General features: G+C 66.7%; 15 protein-coding genes and 1 tRNA gene. 8 read left to right on the forward strand and 8 right to left on the reverse strand.

Features of this window, described 5'->3' with window-relative positions; genetic code table 11:
- The first annotated feature begins 19 nt into the window (after positions 1-19).
- The 3 genes from AC3WS4_RS08765 to AC3WS4_RS08775 are packed head-to-tail and all read left to right on the forward strand — an operon-like array spanning position 20 to position 3302.
- A complete protein-coding gene (locus tag AC3WS4_RS08765; RefSeq protein WP_056341998.1) occupies positions 20-937 on the forward strand; it encodes an MICOS complex subunit MIC60 in 918 nt (305 codons plus the stop codon).
- A 48-nt stretch (positions 938-985) separates the two neighbouring features.
- Positions 986-2188, forward strand: coding sequence for an acyl-CoA dehydrogenase (locus AC3WS4_RS08770; protein ID WP_492734991.1), 1203 nt, complete (start codon positions 986-988; stop codon positions 2186-2188).
- The gene (locus AC3WS4_RS08775; RefSeq protein WP_492734989.1) at positions 2181-3302 is read left to right on the forward strand and encodes a CaiB/BaiF CoA transferase family protein; all 1122 of its coding nucleotides are present in this window, start codon (positions 2181-2183) and stop codon (positions 3300-3302) included. Before AC3WS4_RS08770 ends, AC3WS4_RS08775 begins: the two co-directional genes overlap by 8 nt.
- Positions 3303-3359: 57 nt before the next feature.
- Here AC3WS4_RS08775 and AC3WS4_RS08780 read toward each other — a convergent pair whose 3' ends face one another.
- A complete protein-coding gene (locus AC3WS4_RS08780) occupies positions 3360-5723 on the reverse strand; it encodes a TonB-dependent receptor (protein WP_492734987.1) in 2364 nt (787 codons plus the stop codon).
- Positions 5724-5941: 218 nt separating this feature from the next.
- On the opposite strand from AC3WS4_RS08780, the gene AC3WS4_RS08785 reads away from it, so the two are divergent.
- Positions 5942-6583 (forward strand): TetR/AcrR family transcriptional regulator, encoded by a 642-nt coding sequence (locus AC3WS4_RS08785; RefSeq protein ID WP_187139246.1) that lies wholly within the window; start codon positions 5942-5944, stop codon positions 6581-6583.
- A 28-nt stretch (positions 6584-6611) separates the two neighbouring features.
- On the opposite strand, the gene metW is transcribed toward AC3WS4_RS08785, so the two are convergent.
- Together metW and metX are read right to left on the reverse strand one after the other, a co-directional pair.
- Positions 6612-7196, reverse strand: a complete 585-nt coding sequence (gene metW / locus AC3WS4_RS08790) for a methionine biosynthesis protein MetW (RefSeq protein ID WP_492734985.1) — start codon at positions 7194-7196, stop codon at positions 6612-6614.
- Positions 7196-8317 carry a homoserine O-acetyltransferase MetX gene (gene metX / locus AC3WS4_RS08795; RefSeq protein ID WP_492734983.1) on the reverse strand — a complete coding sequence of 374 codons (1122 nt, stop codon included), beginning with the start codon at positions 8315-8317 and terminating at the stop codon, positions 7196-7198. The genes metW and metX overlap by 1 nt, the downstream gene beginning before the upstream one ends.
- 79 nt (positions 8318-8396) lie before the next feature.
- Between metX and hisC the strand changes: the two genes are divergently transcribed.
- Together hisC and AC3WS4_RS08805 are read left to right on the forward strand one after the other, a co-directional pair.
- A complete protein-coding gene (gene hisC, locus AC3WS4_RS08800) occupies positions 8397-9512 on the forward strand; it encodes a histidinol-phosphate transaminase (protein ID WP_492734981.1) in 1116 nt (371 codons plus the stop codon).
- A 5-nt stretch (positions 9513-9517) separates the two neighbouring features.
- Positions 9518-10426, forward strand: coding sequence for a prephenate/arogenate dehydrogenase family protein (locus AC3WS4_RS08805; protein WP_492734979.1), 909 nt, complete (start codon positions 9518-9520; stop codon positions 10424-10426).
- Positions 10427-10524: 98 nt separating this feature from the next.
- Here the strand turns inward: AC3WS4_RS08805 and AC3WS4_RS08810 are convergent, their stop codons facing one another.
- Genes AC3WS4_RS08810 through ftsE form a run of 4 tightly spaced genes read right to left on the reverse strand, consistent with a single transcriptional unit; the run spans position 10525 to position 13442 of the window.
- On the reverse strand, positions 10525-11262 hold the full coding sequence (locus tag AC3WS4_RS08810; RefSeq protein ID WP_492734977.1) for a lysophospholipid acyltransferase family protein: 738 nt from the start codon (positions 11260-11262) through the stop codon (positions 10525-10527).
- A gap of 11 nt (positions 11263-11273) precedes the next feature.
- Positions 11274-11804 (reverse strand): YdcF family protein, encoded by a 531-nt coding sequence (locus AC3WS4_RS08815; protein WP_056342029.1) that lies wholly within the window; start codon positions 11802-11804, stop codon positions 11274-11276.
- Entirely contained in the window at positions 11801-12706 is a 906-nt protein-coding gene (locus AC3WS4_RS08820; RefSeq protein WP_492734975.1) for a cell division protein FtsX, read from the reverse strand. Before AC3WS4_RS08820 ends, AC3WS4_RS08815 begins: the two co-directional genes overlap by 4 nt.
- 4 nt (positions 12707-12710) lie before the next feature.
- The gene (ftsE, locus tag AC3WS4_RS08825; protein ID WP_492734973.1) at positions 12711-13442 is read right to left on the reverse strand and encodes a cell division ATP-binding protein FtsE; all 732 of its coding nucleotides are present in this window, start codon (positions 13440-13442) and stop codon (positions 12711-12713) included.
- A 169-nt stretch (positions 13443-13611) separates the two neighbouring features.
- On the opposite strand from ftsE, the gene AC3WS4_RS08830 reads away from it, so the two are divergent.
- Positions 13612-14394 (forward strand): zinc-ribbon domain-containing protein, encoded by a 783-nt coding sequence (locus tag AC3WS4_RS08830; protein WP_492734971.1) that lies wholly within the window; start codon positions 13612-13614, stop codon positions 14392-14394.
- Positions 14395-14524: 130 nt separating this feature from the next.
- On the opposite strand, the gene AC3WS4_RS08835 is transcribed toward AC3WS4_RS08830, so the two are convergent.
- Entirely contained in the window at positions 14525-15562 is a 1038-nt protein-coding gene (locus tag AC3WS4_RS08835) for a YeiH family protein (RefSeq protein WP_492736578.1), read from the reverse strand.
- A gap of 629 nt (positions 15563-16191) precedes the next feature.
- Here AC3WS4_RS08835 and AC3WS4_RS08840 point away from each other — a divergent pair.
- A tRNA-Arg gene (locus tag AC3WS4_RS08840) sits at positions 16192-16268 on the forward strand.
- The last annotated feature ends 44 nt before the right edge of the window (positions 16269-16312 follow it).

Raw genomic sequence — 16312 nt, forward strand, 5'->3', positions numbered from 1 at the left:
GGTCGTTCGAAAGAGGTTTATGGCAATCGACAGCAGCGATACCCCCGTCCGCCCGGGCGAGGAAGGCGCGAGAAAAGGGCCGTCCTTGCGCAGTCTGGCGATCTCCGGACTGATCCTGCTCCTGATCGGGGTCGGCGGTGGTGGCTGGGCGATGAACCGCTGGCTGGCTGGTGGCGATAGCGCGCCGACGACCAAAGTCATCGATACCGCGACCCCCGGCGGGGTGCTCGCGGTGGTCGGCGCCGGTGAGGCGGCCACCCCGACCGGCGGTGCGGCCGCGCCGATGATGGTGGCTCCGGTCGACGGGGCCAGCCCGCTGACCACACGCGTCGCCGAACTCGAACAGCGCCTGTCGCGCATCACGCTCGAAGCCGCCTCGGCGTCGGGCAATGCGTCGCGCGCCGAGGGGCTGCTCGTCGCCTTTGCGGTGCGCCGCGCGCTCGATCGCGGGCTGTCGCTCGGTTATCTCGATGCGCAGCTGCGGCTACGCTTCGGCGACGACCAGCCCAATGCGGTGAAGACGATTATCGAAACCTCGCGCGACCCGATCACGCTCGAACAATTGCGCGCCGAACTCGACGCGATCGCCCCCGAACTGGTCGGGCGCAGCGGCGACAGCGGCAGCCTGTGGACCGGTTTCCGCCGCGAACTCAATGAATTGTTCGTCGTCCGCGAGGCCGGGACCCAGTCGCCGCGCGCCGCCGAACGGCTCGAACGCGCGCGGCGCTATCTGGCGAGCGGCATGGCCGACAAGGCGATCGCCGAGGTCGAGGCGATGCCCGGCGCCGCCAACGCCAACGCGTGGCTCATCGACGCGCGGCGCTATCACGAAGCGCGGCGCGCGCTTGACCTGATCGAGACCGCGGCGATATTGGAACCGCGCGACAGCCCGGCTGCCGCGATGGCCGGAAAAGCCCCGGCTGCAACCGCCCCCTAGCGCGCGTCCCGACAGGGGCGCTCGCCGTTAGAGAGAAAGCCCCGTTCCATGGCCCTCGCCGATCCGCAGCGCGTCGTCGCGCTCGACCCGCTCGATCCCCTGCTGCTCGACGCGCAGCTCAGCGACGAGGAGCGCATGGTGCGCGACACCGCGCGCGCCTATGCCGAGGGCGAGTTGCTGCCGCGTGTGACCTCGGCCTTCCTCGACGAACGCTTCGACCGCGAGATCATGTCCGAAATGGGCGCGCTCGGCCTGCTCGGCGCGACGATCGACCCCGAATATGGCGGCGCGGGCCTCAGCTATGTCAGCTACGGGCTGATCGCGCGTGAGGTCGAGCGCATCGATTCGGGGTACCGGTCGGCCTGCTCGGTGCAGAGCAGCCTCGTGATCCACCCGATCAACGCCTATGGCAGCGAGGAGCAGAAGCGCAAATATCTGCCCGGGCTGACCTCGGGCGAGCTTGTCGGTTGCTTCGGGCTGACCGAGCCCGATGCGGGCAGCGACCCCGGCGGCATGCGCACCCGCGCCGAAAAGATCGCGGGCGGATACCGCCTCAAGGGCGCGAAGATGTGGATCACCAATTCGCCGATCGCCGACGTCTTCGTCGTCTGGGCAAAGTCCGACGCGCACGACGGCGCGATTCGCGGCTTTGTGCTCGAAAAGGGCATGAAGGGCCTGTCGGCGCCGAAGATCGAGGGCAAGGTGAGCCTGCGCGCCTCGGTCACCGGCGAGATCGTGATGGATAGCGTCGAGGTCGGCGAGGATGCGCTGCTGCCGCATGTGTCGGGCCTCAAAGGCCCGTTCGGCTGCCTCAACCGTGCGCGCTACGGCATCGGCTGGGGCGCGATGGGCGCGGCCGAATTCTGCTATGAAGCAGCGCGCAATTACACCGGCGAACGCAAGCAGTTCGGTCGCCCGCTCGCGGCGAACCAGATCGTGCAATTGAAACTCGCGAACATGCTCACCGAAATCGCGCTTGGCCTGCAGACCGCGCTGCGCGTCGGGCGGCTGATCGACGAGGGGCATGTCGCCCCCGACATGATCAGCCTGCTCAAGCGCAACAATTGCGGCAAGGCGCTCGATATCGCGCGGGTGGCGCGCGATATGCACGGCGGCAACGGCATTTCAGCCGACTATCATGTCATCCGCCACGCGGTGAACCTCGAGACGGTCAACACCTATGAGGGCACGCACGACGTCCATGCGCTGATCCTGGGGCGCGCGATCACCGGCATTTCGGCCTTTGCCTAAGCCGCTGGAGGGCATCCGCGTCGTCGAACTGGCGCGGGTGCTCGCGGGGCCGTGGTGCGGGCAATTGCTCGCCGATCTGGGCGCCGAGGTGATCAAGGTCGAGCGCCCGGGCGCCGGCGACGACACGCGGCTATGGGGTCCGCCGTTCATCGCCGGCGCCGCAGGCGAGAATCTCGGCGCCGCCTATTATCACAGCACCAACCGCGGCAAGTCGGGGGTGGCGATCGACATCGCGACCGGCGAAGGGCAGGCCGAGGTGCGCGCGCTGATCGCGGGCGCCGACGTCGTGATCGAGAATTACAAGCTCGGCGGGCTCGCCAAATATGGGCTCGATCCCGCGACGCTCCGGGCCGATTTCCCCGAGTTGATCGTCTGCTCGATCACCGGTTTCGGCCAGACCGGACCCTATGCGCACCGCGCGGGCTATGATTTCATCATCCAGGCGATGGGCGGCGCGATGTCGCTGACCGGCGAGCCCGACGGCCCGCCGCAAAAGGCGGGGATCGCCTATGCCGACATTTTCACCGGCATGTATTCGACGGTGGCTATCCTCGCCGCCCTGCGACGCCGTGACGTCACAGGGGCGGGCGCGCATATCGACATGGCGCTGCTCGATTGCCAGGTCGGGGTGCTCGCCAATCAGGCAGCCAATTATCTCGCGAGCGGGGTGTCGCCGAAGCGCATGGGCAATGGCCATGCCAATGTCGTGCCCTATCAGGCCTTTGCCACCGCCGACGGCCAGCTGGTGATCGCGGTCGGCAACGACGGGCAGTTCAGAAAGCTGTGCGCGGTGCTCGGCGAACCGGGCTGGGCCGACGATGCGCGCTTCGCGACCAATGCGGCGCGACTGGCGAACCGGGCGGCGCTGATCCCGCTGCTCGCGGCGAAGATCGCCCGCTGGGAGGCGCATCCGCTGTCGCTCGCGCTCGAGGCCGAGGATGTGCCCGCAGGGCCGATCAACGACCTGGCGGGGGTGTTCGCCGACCCGCAGGTGATCGCGCGCGGGATGCGCTTCCGTCCCGAGGGCGCGTTCGTCGATGGCGTCGCGAGCCCGATCGTGATCGACGGCGAACGCATGGTCGCGCCGGGCGGCGCGCCGGTGCTCGCCCGATAAAAAAGGGGGCGCCGTCGCCGGCGCCCCTTTCCCCCTTTTTTCGCTTGAAACCGCCGGTCAGAATTTGACCGTGCCGGTGACGAACACCTGCCGCGGGTTGCCGTAGAAGGCGGTGACGACGCCCTCCTGGCCCAGGCTGGGTGTCACATTGCCGGCTGCTGTCAGGATCGGCACGCCCGTCGTCGGGTTGACGGCGACGAACTGATAGCCAGAAGTCTTATATTGTTTGTCCAGGATGTTCTTGGCGTGGAGACCGATCGAAAAGCCGTCGTCGCTCGACGACCAGACCAGATTCGCATCCCACAGGGCATAGCCTTTCTGGTCGAGGAAGGGGCTGGGGGTTTCGAACTGGGTGGTCTTGCTGCGGTAGGACAGCGTGGTCGACGCATTGATCGAGCCGGAAAAGCCCGGGAACTGCCCCGACAGCGTGCCCGACGCCGTCCATTCGGGGGTGTTCTGGATGCGCCGGAAATCGGCGACATCGACGCCGAGATTATTGATGAACTTCAGGTATTTGCCGTCGATATAGCCGAGCGTCCCTGCCAGATTGATCGCCGATCCGTCGCCCGCGAAATCGCGGGCCAGGGTGGCGGAGCTTTCGACTTCCACGCCCTGCAGGCGAGCCTTCGAGGCGTTGGTGGTGATGCCGGCAAAGGTTTCGAACACGCCGTCGCCATTATTGTCGACGCCGACCGATCCGGGAATCTGGACGTCCTTGTAATCGGCCCGGAAGGCGGTGACGGCCAGACGCAGGCGGCGATCGAACAGTGAACCCTTATACCCCAGTTCATAGCTGTCGACGGTTTCGGGATCGAAGGTCAGGAAATCGAAGATCTCCTGATAGCTGCGCACCCCGTCGCGATTGGTGTCGGGTGCGCCCGTGGAGTTGCCGCGCGGGTCGAAGCCGCCGCCCTTGAAGCCGCTCGAATAGGACGCGTAGATCATGTGGTCGTCGGTGGGTTTGAACGAGACCGAGGCGCGCGGGGTAAATTTGTTGAACTTGCGCGATCCCTTGAAATCGGAATCGGTGACCAGCGCCACCGGCGCGACGCCGCCGAGCAGCGGATCGGGTCCAAAGATACGGCGCTGTTTCAGGATGCGCGCGTTGCGCACGTCCGATGTGTAACGCCCGCCCAGCGAGACCGAAAGCTGATCGGTGACGTCATAGGTGAAATCGCCGAACACCGACCAGGTGGCGGTCTTGACCGTGCCGCCGGTGTAGGACGAGAATTGCGGGAGGCTGAGCAGGTTGCCCGTGGTGTAGAGCAGCACGTCGAAATTGGTGATCGCCTTCGCGTCGAGATAGTAGAAGCCGACGAGGCCGTTCAGCCTGTCGCTCTCATATAGCAGCTGGAATTCCTGGCTGAGCTGTTCGTTCTTGTAGAAACCGGGGACGTCGACGTCGACGGCGGGCAGCGCGTCGAAATCGATCGGACCGAAGGTGGTGTCCTTGCGCCATGCGCTGATGCTACGCAGCGTGACCGTGTCCGACAGATTGGCCGAAACATTCATCGCGAGGCCGTAAGCCTCGATATCCTGCTTGGGCGTGATGAGGCCGCCGCGCGTGTCATAGACATCGTCGAGCACCGGCGTGCCCGTCTGAAGGCTGCGGATCAGGCGATGGCCGCCGCGCGGATCGGACTTGTCCTTGGTGTAGTCGCCCGAAATGCGGATCAGGACCGGTTCGCCATAGCCGCCGAATTCGACGGTGCCCCGCCCGGCCCAGACATCCTTGTTATAATTGTCGAGCCCGGTCGTCAGATTCTTGCCGAACCCGCCGCGCGACAACCGCGCAACCGACCCGCCGACACGGAGCAGGTCGCCAACCGGCGCGCTGACGGTAATCACGCCTTCGGCCTGATCATAGGTGCCATAGGCCGCGCGCAGCTTCAGCGAAAAATCCTGTGGCAGCGTTTTGGTGACATATTTGACCGCGCCGCCGATGGTGTTGCGGCCATAAAGCGTCCCCTGCGGGCCACGCAAAATCTCGATCCGCTCGACGTCATAGATGTCGAGCACCGCGGCCTGCGGGCGGTTGAGATAGACGTCGTCGAGATAGATGCCGACGCCGGCCTCGAATCCGCCGACCGGATCCTGCTGCCCGACGCCGCGAATGAAGGCGGTCAGCGTCGAATTGGTCGCGCGCGAATTTTCCAGCGTGACGTTGGGCGTCGTGTCGGAAATCGCGGTGATATCGGACGCACCCGACTGTTCCAGCGCCGCGCCCGAATAGGCGGTGACCGCGATCGGCACATCGAGCAGCGATTCTTCGCGGCGGCGCGCGGTGACGACGATGTCGCCGTCGCCTATGTCGGCGCTCGCGCCTTCCTCCTGCGCGAAGGCGGCGGGGGTGAAGGCGATCATGCTGAGCGCGCTGGTGGCGCAGACGGCGGCATGCACGCGGCGGGCGAAAGGACGCATTTGACTCTCCCATGACATGGGCGGCGCAGCGCCACCCTTTTCGATTTTCTTGGGCTGGTCTTGCCAAGCCGCGTCGCACCCAATAATGAAAGGTGAACCAAGTTTCAACTTGGAATATTTATCCGCTGTCTTTTGGGTGGCGGTGATGCGAAAAAGCCACGCTGGCCGCGCCGCTTGTCGGGCGCGGTCGTCCGTGGGGGAGGACGGGAAGGCAGATGATGGACCAGCCGCGAGGTTCCGCGCCCGGCAAGGGTGGCGAGGCGGGCAATCCCGACAAGACCCCGCGTACCGAGCGCGGGCGGCGGACGCTGCGCAAACTGCTTGACGCCGCGGCGATCGAGTTCGGCGAGCGGGGATTCCACGAGGCGTCGATCAGCGGCATCACGCGTCGCGCTGGCACCGCGCTCGGCAGTTTTTACACCTATTTCGATTCGAAGGATGAAATCTTCCAGGCGCTCGTCCGCTATATGAGCGAGCAGTTGCGCGACTATGTGACCCCGATCGTCCAGGCCGCGCCCGACGGCATCGCCGCCGAACGCATCGGGCTTGAATCCTTCCTGCGCTTCGTGCGCGACCACAAGGAAATCTATCGCATCATCGACGAGGCCGAATTCGTCGATTACGCCAGCTATCGCCGCCATTATGAAACCACCGTCGCACGCGTCCGCCAGCGGCTCGAGGCCGGCGCGGCGCGCGGCGAGATTCGCGCCGATGTGGGCGAGATCCACGCCTGGGCGATCGGCGGCATGAATGTCTTCCTCGGCATGCGCTACGGACTATGGGACGAGGGCGTCGATATCGAGGAAATCGCGCGCGTCGCCAACGACCTGCTGGCGAACGGGCTGGCGAAGAAGGATTGATATCGTCGCTCCCGCTGGAGACGACGGCCTATCGTGCGATCAAAAAGATTGCATGTTCGGCGCGCCAGCTGGCGGCGGCGTCGCTCGTCGGCTTGTCGCCCGACAGATACCAGGCCGCCTCGACTCCGATGCCCTTGGCGCCGATCAGGTCGCGGAAATCGCTGACGGTGACGTGGTGGATGTTCGGCGTCTCGTACCAGGCGACCGGCAGCAGCCGCGTCACCGGCATCCGCCCGCCCCACAGAAGCGCGAGCCGCACGCGCCAATGCGCGAAATTGGGGAAGCTGACGAAGGCGCGCGGGGCGATGCGCAGCAGTTCGTCGATGACTAGGTCGGGGCGTTCGGTCGTCTGCAGCGTCTGCGACAATATCGCATAGTCGAACGCGTTGTCGGGATAGTCGGCGAGGTCGCGGTTGGCGTCGCCCTGCACCACCGACTGGCCGCGCGCGATCGCAGCGGTGACGTTCGCCGGGTCGATCTCGAGCCCGCGGGCGTCGACACCCTTGGCGCGCAGCGCTTCCATCAGCTCGCCGTCGCCGCAGCCGACGTCGAGCACCCGTGCCGATGACGGCACGGCGTCGGCGATGATCGCGAGGTCGGGACGCAAGGCCATCAGTATCCGCTTCCCAAAGCGCCCGCGACGAGCCGGTCGAGCGCGGGCACGTCGAGCAGAAACGAGTCATGGCCATAGGGCGCCGACAGCTCGACGAAGCTCGCGGCGGCGCCGACGCTTTGCAGCGCCTGGACGATGCGGCGCGATTCGGCGGTCGGATAGAGCCAGTCGGTATCGAAGCTGACGAGGGTGAAGCGCACATCCTTCGCCTTGGCAAAGGCGCCCGCGAGGCGGCCGTCGTGCGGATCGGCGAGGTCGAAATAATCCATCGCGCGGGTGATGTAGAGATAGGCGTTGGCGTCGAAGCGATCGGTGAAGGCGAGCCCCTGATGCCGCAGATAGGATTCGATCTGGAAATCGGCGTCGAAGCCGAAGCTCTTGATGTCGCGCGCCTGCAGCCGGCGGCCGAATTTTTCGGTCAGCCCTTCTTCGGACAGATAGGTGATGTGTGCCGCCATGCGCGCGACCGCGAGGCCTTTCGTGGGCATGCAGAATTTGTCGTAATAATTGCCGTCCTGCCAGTCGGGATCGGCCATGATCGCCTGGCGTCCGACCTCGTGGAACGCAATATTCTGCGCCGAATGGCGCGCCGCGCTGGCGATCACCAGCGCGCGTTCGAGCCGTTCGGGATAGTGGGCCGCCCAGGCGAGCGTCTGCATGCCGCCCATCGAGCCGCCGACCACCGCATGGAGCCGGTCGATCCCGAGATGATCGAGCAGCATCGCCTGCGCGCGCACCATGTCGCCGATGGTGATCACCGGGAACGCCATGCCGAGCGGGGCGCCGGTCACCGGATCGGGGGTCGCGGGGCCGCTCGACCCCATGCAACTGCCGAGCACATTGGCGCAGATGACGTGGAAACGGTCGGTGTCGATCGGCTTGCCGGGGCCGACCATGCGCGCCCACCAGCCGGGCTTGCCCGTCGCGGGATGGTCGCTCGCGACATATTGGTCGCCGGTCAGCGCGTGACACAGCAGGACCGCGTTCGACTTGTCGGCGTTCAGCGCGCCATAGCTTTGCCAGGCGATCGTCACCGACGGCAGCGACTGGCCGCTGTCGAGCGGCAGCGGGGTCGGGATCGTCACGCTCTGGTGCGATATCTGGTGGAGCGCGCTCGCCATGATGCGCGCGGGGCTAAGCGGGTGTGCGGGGGCTGTCAACGTGCTGGACTCGCGACGCTCAGACGTTAAACGCCGCGGCATGACCGACACGACCCCGACCCTCACCCCCAAGCCGTGGATCAGCGGCATCGCCCCCTATGTGCCCGGCAAATCGGCCGGCGCCGACGGTCGTCCGCTGATCAAGCTCAGCGCCAACGAAAATCCCCTCGGTACCGGCGCCAAGGCGCGCGAAGCCTTCGCCGCCGCGCAGGCCGATTCCGATGCGCTGTCGCGTTATCCCGATCCGGGGTCGATGGTGTTGCGCGAGACGATCGCGGCGAAGTTCGGGCTCGATCCGGCGCGGATCATCTGCGGCAACGGGTCGGACGAATTGCTCCACCTCGCGGCGGGCACCTATGCCGGGGTGGGCGACGAGATCCTCTATGTGCGTTATGGTTTCGCGGTCTACGAGATCGCCGCGCGGCGTGTCGGGGCGGTGCCGGTCGAGGCCGACGACCGCGACTATGCGACCGATGTCGATGCTTTGCTCGCGGCGGTGACCGACAAGACGCGCGTCGTCTATCTCGCCAACCCGAACAATCCCACGGGTACGCTCGCGACGCGTGAAGAGGTGGCGCGGCTTTACGCCGGACTGCCCAAGGACGTGCTGTTCGTGATCGACCAGGCCTATAGCGAATATCTGTCGGCCGAAGAGGACGACGGCGGTCTCGACCTCGCGAAGAGCGAGCCCAATGTTTTCGTGACGCGCACCTTTTCGAAGATTCACGGGCTGGCGGCCGAGCGGATCGGCTGGGGCTATGCCGCCGCCGACGTGATTTCGGCGCTGCACCGCATTCGCCTGCCGTTCAATGTCACCCGCGCGGGACAGGCGGCGGCGGTCGCGGCGCTCGGCGACGAGGAATTTGTGCGCCATAGCCGCGAGCATAATGCCGAATGGCGCGCCTGGCTGGCGGCCGAGATCGAAAGCCTCGGCAACCATGGCCTGCGTGTCGTGCCCTCGGCGTGCAACTTCCTGCTCGTTCTGTTCGAAGGCGATGTCAGCGCCGAGACGGTGTACAACCGGCTGATGGACGCGGGTTATATCGTGCGCTGGCTGCCGGGGCAGGGACTGCCCGGGGCGCTGCGCATGACGATCGGTACCGAAGACGAGACGCGCGGACTCGCGGCGGCGATCCGCGCCGCGGTCGAAGGCTGACGCGCATGGCGCGCAGCGTCGAGCGGGTCGCGATCGTCGGACTGGGGTTGATCGGCTCGTCGATCGCGCGCGCGGTCAAGGACCGGCTGCCGGGCGTGATGGTGACCGGCCATGACGCCAGCGCCGATGTGCGCGACCAGGCGCGGACGCTTGGCCTGTGCGACCATATCGCAGATGCCGCCGACGCGGCGGTTGCCGGCGCCGACCTGGTCATTCTGGCGGTGCCGGTGGGGCGGATGGCCGACGCGGCAGCCGCGATCGCGCCGGGGCTGAAGGCCGAGGCGATCATCTCCGACGTCGGATCGTCGAAGACGAGCGTTGCCGAGGCGCTGGCAAAGGCGCTGCCCGATCATGCCGTCATTCCGGCGCATCCGGTCGCGGGAACCGAGAACAGCGGCCCGGCGGCGGGTTTCGCGAGCCTGTTCGACGGACGCTGGTGCATCGTCACCCCCGGCGCCGATGCCCCCGCCGATGCGGTGGCTGCGCTCACGACTTTCTGGGAAGCGCTCGGCGCCAGGGTCGACGTCATGGACGCCGCGCACCATGATCTGGTGCTCGCGGTGACCAGTCATCTGCCCCACCTGATCGCCTATACGATCGTCGGCACCGCGAGCGAGCTCGAGGAGGTTACCGAGAGCGAGGTGATCAAATATTCGGCAGGCGGTTTTCGTGACTTCACGCGCATCGCGGCGAGCGATCCGGTGATGTGGCGCGACGTCTTCCTCGCCAACAAGGATGCGGTGCTCGCGACCTTGCAGCGCTTCAACGAGGATCTGACCGTGCTGCAACAGGCGATCCGCCGCGGCGACGGCGCGAAGCTCGAGGAGTGGTTCACGCGGACGCGCGCGATAAGGCGGTCGATTATCGCACAGGGCCAGGATGATGCGGCGCCTGACTTTGGGCGGCGACACTAGGAAAGTGCGTCGTCCCCGCGGAGGCGGGGACCGCCGTCGGTTTACGCAGCATCGCTGAACAAGGCGGCCAGCGGCCCCCGCCTCCGCGGGGGCGACGATTATTTTTGAGGTGCCGTGTAGCCTGCCAACAACGCTTCCGGCGGGTTCAACGCGTTGATCGCGCGCCAGACGCGCTCCTCGGCTTCCTCGCGCGGCAGGCCGGCGGGAATGGTCTCGCCGATCTTGTAGGTGATCGTGCCCGGCCATTTGACCCAGCGGCGCGGCGGATAGACGAGGCCGCTGTTCACCGCGACGGGGATGACGTCGATACCGAGCAGGCGGTACATGCCGGCGAAACCGGGGCGCAGCGGCGGTGCTTCGCCGTGCGGGACGCGTGTTCCCTCGGCGAACAGCACCAGCGGGCGTTCCGCGGCGAGCGCAGCCTTGGCCGCACCGAGCATCGCGCGCATCGCCTTGCCGCCGCCGTCGCGGTCGACGGGGATCAGGCCGTAAAACTGCGCCGCCTTGCCCCAGACGGGGATGTTGAACAGCTGTTCCTTGGCGAAGACCGCGGGGTGCTTGAACAGCCCGGGCTGTTCGATCGTTTCGAACGCGCCCTCATGCTTGAAGACGTAGAGGACGGGTATGTCGGGCATCGCGCCCTCGACGACGATGCGGTGGCCGAGGACGAAGCGGCAGAAGAGGCGGTGCCCCTTCGCCCAGACGCGCACGAACCAGATCGTCGCCTTGTGCGAGATCGGCAGCGAGATGACCGCGCCGATCGAGCTGAAGCTGCTGATCAGGAAGAACAGCATCCAGAAAAGGATCGAGCGGAAGAGGGCGACGGTGTAGCGCATCGGCGCCGCTCTTAAAGGCCCAGGAGCCCGCCCGCCAGCCCGGCGAGATATTTATGATATTCGCGGAACAGGGTCGCGAAGCTCGGCTGGCTGCGCACCGCGTCGGGGACGATCGTCACCTTGTCGCCGACCGCGCGGCCGAGTTCATATTCGGCGCGGCGCATATGCCAGTCGGTGGTGATCAACCGCACGCTCTTGTAGTTGCGCCGCGCAACCCAGGTCGCGACCTCGGTGGCGTTCGAGCGCGTATCCTCGGCCTCGAACCCCAGCGCGATGCAGCAATCGAACAATTCCTGCGGTCGTTTATATTCGGCGGCGAGTTCGCGGGGCTTCACCTCGCGGGCGACGCCGCTGATCAGCAGGCGTTTGGCATCGCCCGCCTCGAGCCGTTCGAGCGCGCGGTCGATGCGCCCCGGGCCGCCGGTCAGCACGACGATCGCGTCGGTCTTCTGGTCGCCGGCGGGCAGCGGCGGCAGCAGTGCGAACCAAGCAAAGCCGAGTACCCAGGCCAGGAACAGGAGGGAAATGAGGCGCTTGATCATAAAATCTTCTTGAGCGCGGAGAGCAGGGTCAACCGCGCGGTCAGGGCTGCGAGCGCGATAGCCAATAGCGGCAGCGCCAGCAAGAGCGCCCAGCCCGCGGGGCCGAGCGAGGCGGTCGCCGCCAGCCCCGATGTCACCCCCGACCATTGCCAGCCGATCAACAGCATGATCGCCGTGGCGACGACGGTGCCGAGCGCGATGCCGTAGGCGGTGTCGATCGCGATGCGGCGCTGGAACAGGCGGGTGATCTGGCGGTCGGTGGCGCCGATCAGGTGGAGCATCTCGATCGTCGCATAATGGGTGCCGAGCGCGGCGCGAGCGGTCATGATCACCACCGCGCCGCTGGCGAGGGTCATGAGCAGCACCATGCCAGCCGCGATCCAGGCGAGGCTGCGGATCAACCGCGCGACGGGGCCGAGCCATTCGGCGTGCGGGATGACGCGAGCACCGGGGGCGGCGTGCGCGACGAGCGCGCGGAGCTGCGCGAGCTGGCCCGCGCGCTCGCCGCCTACGAAGTCGATATCGACCAGCGCGGGCAGGGGGAGCGAGCGCAGCACCGGGTCGTCGCCGCCGGCGCTGCCGAGCCACTGGCTTAGTGTCGCGAGCAATTCGTCCTGCCCGACGTTACGCGCGGTGCGGACATAGGGTGCGGCAAGCGCCTGTCGGCGCAGTTCGGCGGCCTGCTCGGCGCGGGTGACGGGGTTGGCGGTAACGATCTGCACCGTCACCCGCCCCGCGATCGCGTCCCCGATGTTGTTCGCGGCGCGCGCCAGCCCGACCCCCGCACCCGCCGCGAGCAGGGTGAGCATCATCAGGATCGCGATCACCCACGGCGTCGGACCCGACAGGCGGCGGTCGGGCAGCAGGCGGCGGTGCTGGACAGGAACGCGCGGAATGATCAAGGCGTCACACCTTGTTCGCCGGCGGATAGCGCAGCGCCCCCGTCGGGTCGGCGAGCCGCCCCTTTTCCAGCCGCATCATCTGGGCATTGTCGATGCGGCTGATCAGGTGAATATCATGGGTCGCGACGACGACGGTTGTGCCGAGCCGGTTGAGCGCCTCGAACAATCCGAGCAGGCGCATCGCCATTTCAGGGTCGACGTTGCCCGTCGGTTCGTCGGCGACGAGCAGTTGCGGGCGGGCGATCACCGCGCGCGCGATCGCGACGCGCTGCTGCTCGCCGCCCGACAGCGTCGCCGGGCGCGCATGGGCACGGTCGTCGAGTCCGATCCAGCTCAGCATTTCGCCGACCGGACCCGACAGATCCTCTTCGCTGACCCCGGCGATGCGCAGCGGCAGCGCGATATTGTCGCGGGCGCTCAAATGCGGGATCAGCCGGAAGTCCTGAAACACCACCCCGATGCGGCGGCGAAAACCGGGCAGGCGCTGGCGCGGCATCGACACCAGATCCTCGCCGAACAGCCGCACCAGGCCACGGCTCGGGCGCTGCGCCAGATAGAGCATCTTCAAAAGCGAGGTCTTGCCCGCACCCGACGGGCCGGTGAGGAAATAGAAGCTGCCGGGTTGCAGGTTGAAGCTGATGTCGGCGAGGACCTCGGCGTCGGGGCCGTAGCGCAGCCCGACGCGGTCGAATTCGACCATCGCGCCGCCGGGGCGCGGGCCGGCGTTGTCCGTCATGGCGTCACCCCGGGGCGGCGCGCGCCCCGATCCGCGCTAGGCAAAGGTGCAGCGTCGGCGTCCATGATGCCGCCTGTTACATGGCTTTCCCACAGTGACAAGCGCCGAGTAGGCCGCCCGGAATGACGCGGCGCTTGCAACCCGCGAATCGGCGTGTTTAGAGGGATTCATGATCCTCGCCTGCCCGTCCTGTCACACCCGTTATGTCGTTCCCGATACGGCGATCGGCGCCAACGGCCGCACCGTGCGCTGCGCCAATTGCCGTCATAGCTGGTTCCAGGAACCCGCGGCGCCGGGCGAGATGCTGTTGACCGACGCGGCGGTTGCGGCACCCGATGCGCCCGCCGCACCGGCGGTGGCCCCCGTCGCGGCGCCGCCGCCGCCCGCCTCGCCGCCGCCGACACCCGCGATCGCGCGCGAGCCGGCCGAAACCCCGCCGTCCGCCGCGTTCGCTGCGCCCCCGGTCGAGCAGAAGGTTACGGTCACCGACGCCGAGGCGCCGCTGCCTTTCCGCCGCCCGCGCCGCAACCCGGCGAAGCGCTGGACGCTGATCGCCGCGGGCGCCGCCGCGCTGATGGTCGCCGCGACCGCGGGCCTTTATTATTTCGGGCTGCCGAGCTGGGCGCAGGGGCTGGGCATTCCCGGCCTCGCCGACGAACCCGACCTCGTCATCGAATTGCCGCCGAACCAGGATCATCGCGAACTGGCCGACGGGACGATCTATTTCGCCGCGTCGGGGGTGATCATCAACCCGACCGACCGCGAACAGCGCGTGCCGCCGATCCTCGCCGAGCTGCGCGATGCGCAGGGGACAATCGTTTACAGCTGGACGATCAAGCCGCCGGTGCGGATGCTGCCCCCGAACGAGAAGGTCAATTTCAGCGAGGCCAAGCTCGACATCCCGCGCCGCGCGTCGCAGCTGACGGTCAGCTGGGCGCTGCCGAAGAACTGACAAACGTCGTCATTAAGAGCGTAGCGAAGCAATCCATGGCGGTTACCGCCTGCTCTGGATTGCCGCGTCGCCGTCGGCTCCTCGCAATGACGAAGGTTATATCTCAGTATCTTACGTTGGCGTCACGCCGTCACAGCAACAGTGCGCCCCCCAACGACAGCAGGAAACTCGTCACCGTCGCGACGATGATCGGCGCGAAGCTGCGCCAGCCCTGGTCGAGCAGCAAATGCAACCGCGCCTTCATCGCGGTCGCGACGATCGCGAGCAGCAACAGCGCCTGCGCCGCGGTGGCCGCGCCGTCGGTGACCGGCTTGGGAATCGCGACGAGTGAATTGATCGCGGCGATGGCGAGGAAACCGAGGATGAACCAGGGCAGGCGCAGCGGGATGCGCGCCTTGCCCGCCGCATCATCCTTGCTGCGCGCCAGCCACAGCCCGACAAGCATCAGCATCGGCGCGAGCAGCGCGACGCGGGTCAGCTTGACGATCGTCGCGACCTCGCCGGCGGGCGCCGAGAAGGAAAATCCGCCGCCGATCGCCTGCGCGACGTCATGGATCGACGCGCCGATCAGGAATCCCGCCTGCGCGTCGGTCAGCCCGAGTTGCGCCGCGAGCACCGGATAGAGCGTCATCGCGAGCGCGCTGGCGACCGTGATGCCGACGAGGGTCAAAGTGAAGCGCGCCTGGTCGACGCGCTTGTCGCCGATCAGCGAATAAAGCGCGAGCGCCGCCGAGGCGCCGCAGATCGCGGTCGCGCCGCCCGCGAGAAGCGCGGCGTGGCGGTCCTGCCGGAACAGTCGCGCGCTGGCGACGGTGATGACGATCACCGCGATCATGATCGCGACCAGCAGCGCGAAGGGCAGCGGCCCGAGATCGACGAGCTGCGCGGCGGTGATGCGGGCGCCGACAAGGACGATTCCGATGCGAAGCGCGGTCTGCGACATCAGGTCGAGTCCGGCGTGGGTGCGCTTGTCCTGCGACAGGAAAGAGAGTGCCAGCCCGATCAGCAGCCCCATCAGCACCAGCGGTACGGCATAATGGTCGGCGAGCCAGGCGGCGGCGAGGGCGGCGATCGCGGTGACGAGGACGCCGTGCATATAGTCGCGCGCGCTGTGCCGCGCGGGCGGATGCGCCTCGAGCTGCATTTCGCCATAGAGGTCGGCGGCCATCGGCCAATTATGCTCGGATGCTTTCACCTGCGCTCCCCTGCGCCATCTTGGGTTCGCTTCGCACATCCGCGGCGCAGCGTCGATAGGCCATTGCTGGCGTGCCGCTCCCTTGCTAGAGGCCGCCGTCTGCGCACCCGTAGCTCAGCTGGATAGAGCGCTGCCCTCCGAAGGCAGAGGTCAAGCCCCAAAATTGCGCTCAATCTCTTCGTAAACCATTGAGTTTCTTATAGATTTTTGCGTCTTTTCAGCGAACCAGTCTGGTGAAATCGCTTCACGTAAGCATGACGTAAGCATACTGCGTAGTATCATAGAGTGCGAAGGGCTACGGCAGAGTGGCGCAGTCGCGAACCGAGCAGTCGGACCATCCTGCATCGAATCCGTTGACCAATGACCGTTCGACCGGCTAGGCACCGCCGCGAAGCACCCGTAGCTCAGCTGGATAGAGTGTCGCCCTCCGAAGGCTCACGTCCAACGCGAGAGCAGCGATTTTATACAGGATTTACGAGGGTTTAGGAAGGCGGAAGAAAGGACGGAAGAAAAAACTCACCAGAAACTCACCGCGTTCGGCCGGCCGATTCTGATCGCGGATTGACGTTCATCGGCGCAACACATACGGCTTCAAGCCATCCGCACCCGTAGCTCAGCTGGATAGAGTGGCGCCCTCCGAAGGCGTAGGTCGCAGGTTCGAATCCTGCCGGGTGCGCCAAAATCTCTAATTAGATCAACTAGTTGAGAGGTATTTGGCTCTCC

The organism is Sphingopyxis sp. EU05-FHT14B03, assembly GCF_058790875.1.

What these genes read in the sequence shown, in the direction of transcription:
- ftsE (WP_492734973.1), bottom strand. Translation starts at nt 13,442, where the DNA reads ATGACGGACAACGCCGGCCCGCGCCCCGGCGGCGCGATGGTCGAATTC.
- hisC (WP_492734981.1), top strand. Translation starts at nt 8,397, where the DNA reads ATGACCGACACGACCCCGACCCTCACCCCCAAGCCGTGGATCAGCGGC.
- AC3WS4_RS08810 (WP_492734977.1), bottom strand. Translation starts at nt 11,262, where the DNA reads ATGCGCTACACCGTCGCCCTCTTCCGCTCGATCCTTTTCTGGATGCTG.
- metW (WP_492734985.1), bottom strand. Translation starts at nt 7,196, where the DNA reads ATGGCCTTGCGTCCCGACCTCGCGATCATCGCCGACGCCGTGCCGTCA.
- AC3WS4_RS08780 (WP_492734987.1), bottom strand. Translation starts at nt 5,723, where the DNA reads ATGCGTCCTTTCGCCCGCCGCGTGCATGCCGCCGTCTGCGCCACCAGC.
- AC3WS4_RS08815 (WP_056342029.1), bottom strand. Translation starts at nt 11,804, where the DNA reads ATGATCAAGCGCCTCATTTCCCTCCTGTTCCTGGCCTGGGTACTCGGC.
- AC3WS4_RS08805 (WP_492734979.1), top strand. Translation starts at nt 9,518, where the DNA reads ATGGCGCGCAGCGTCGAGCGGGTCGCGATCGTCGGACTGGGGTTGATC.
- AC3WS4_RS08765 (WP_056341998.1), top strand. Translation starts at nt 20, where the DNA reads ATGGCAATCGACAGCAGCGATACCCCCGTCCGCCCGGGCGAGGAAGGC.
- AC3WS4_RS08770 (WP_492734991.1), top strand. Translation starts at nt 986, where the DNA reads ATGGCCCTCGCCGATCCGCAGCGCGTCGTCGCGCTCGACCCGCTCGAT.
- AC3WS4_RS08835 (WP_492736578.1), bottom strand. Translation starts at nt 15,562, where the DNA reads ATGGCCGCCGACCTCTATGGCGAAATGCAGCTCGAGGCGCATCCGCCC.
- AC3WS4_RS08785 (WP_187139246.1), top strand. Translation starts at nt 5,942, where the DNA reads ATGGACCAGCCGCGAGGTTCCGCGCCCGGCAAGGGTGGCGAGGCGGGC.
- AC3WS4_RS08830 (WP_492734971.1), top strand. Translation starts at nt 13,612, where the DNA reads ATGATCCTCGCCTGCCCGTCCTGTCACACCCGTTATGTCGTTCCCGAT.
- metX (WP_492734983.1), bottom strand. Translation starts at nt 8,317, where the DNA reads ATGGCGAGCGCGCTCCACCAGATATCGCACCAGAGCGTGACGATCCCG.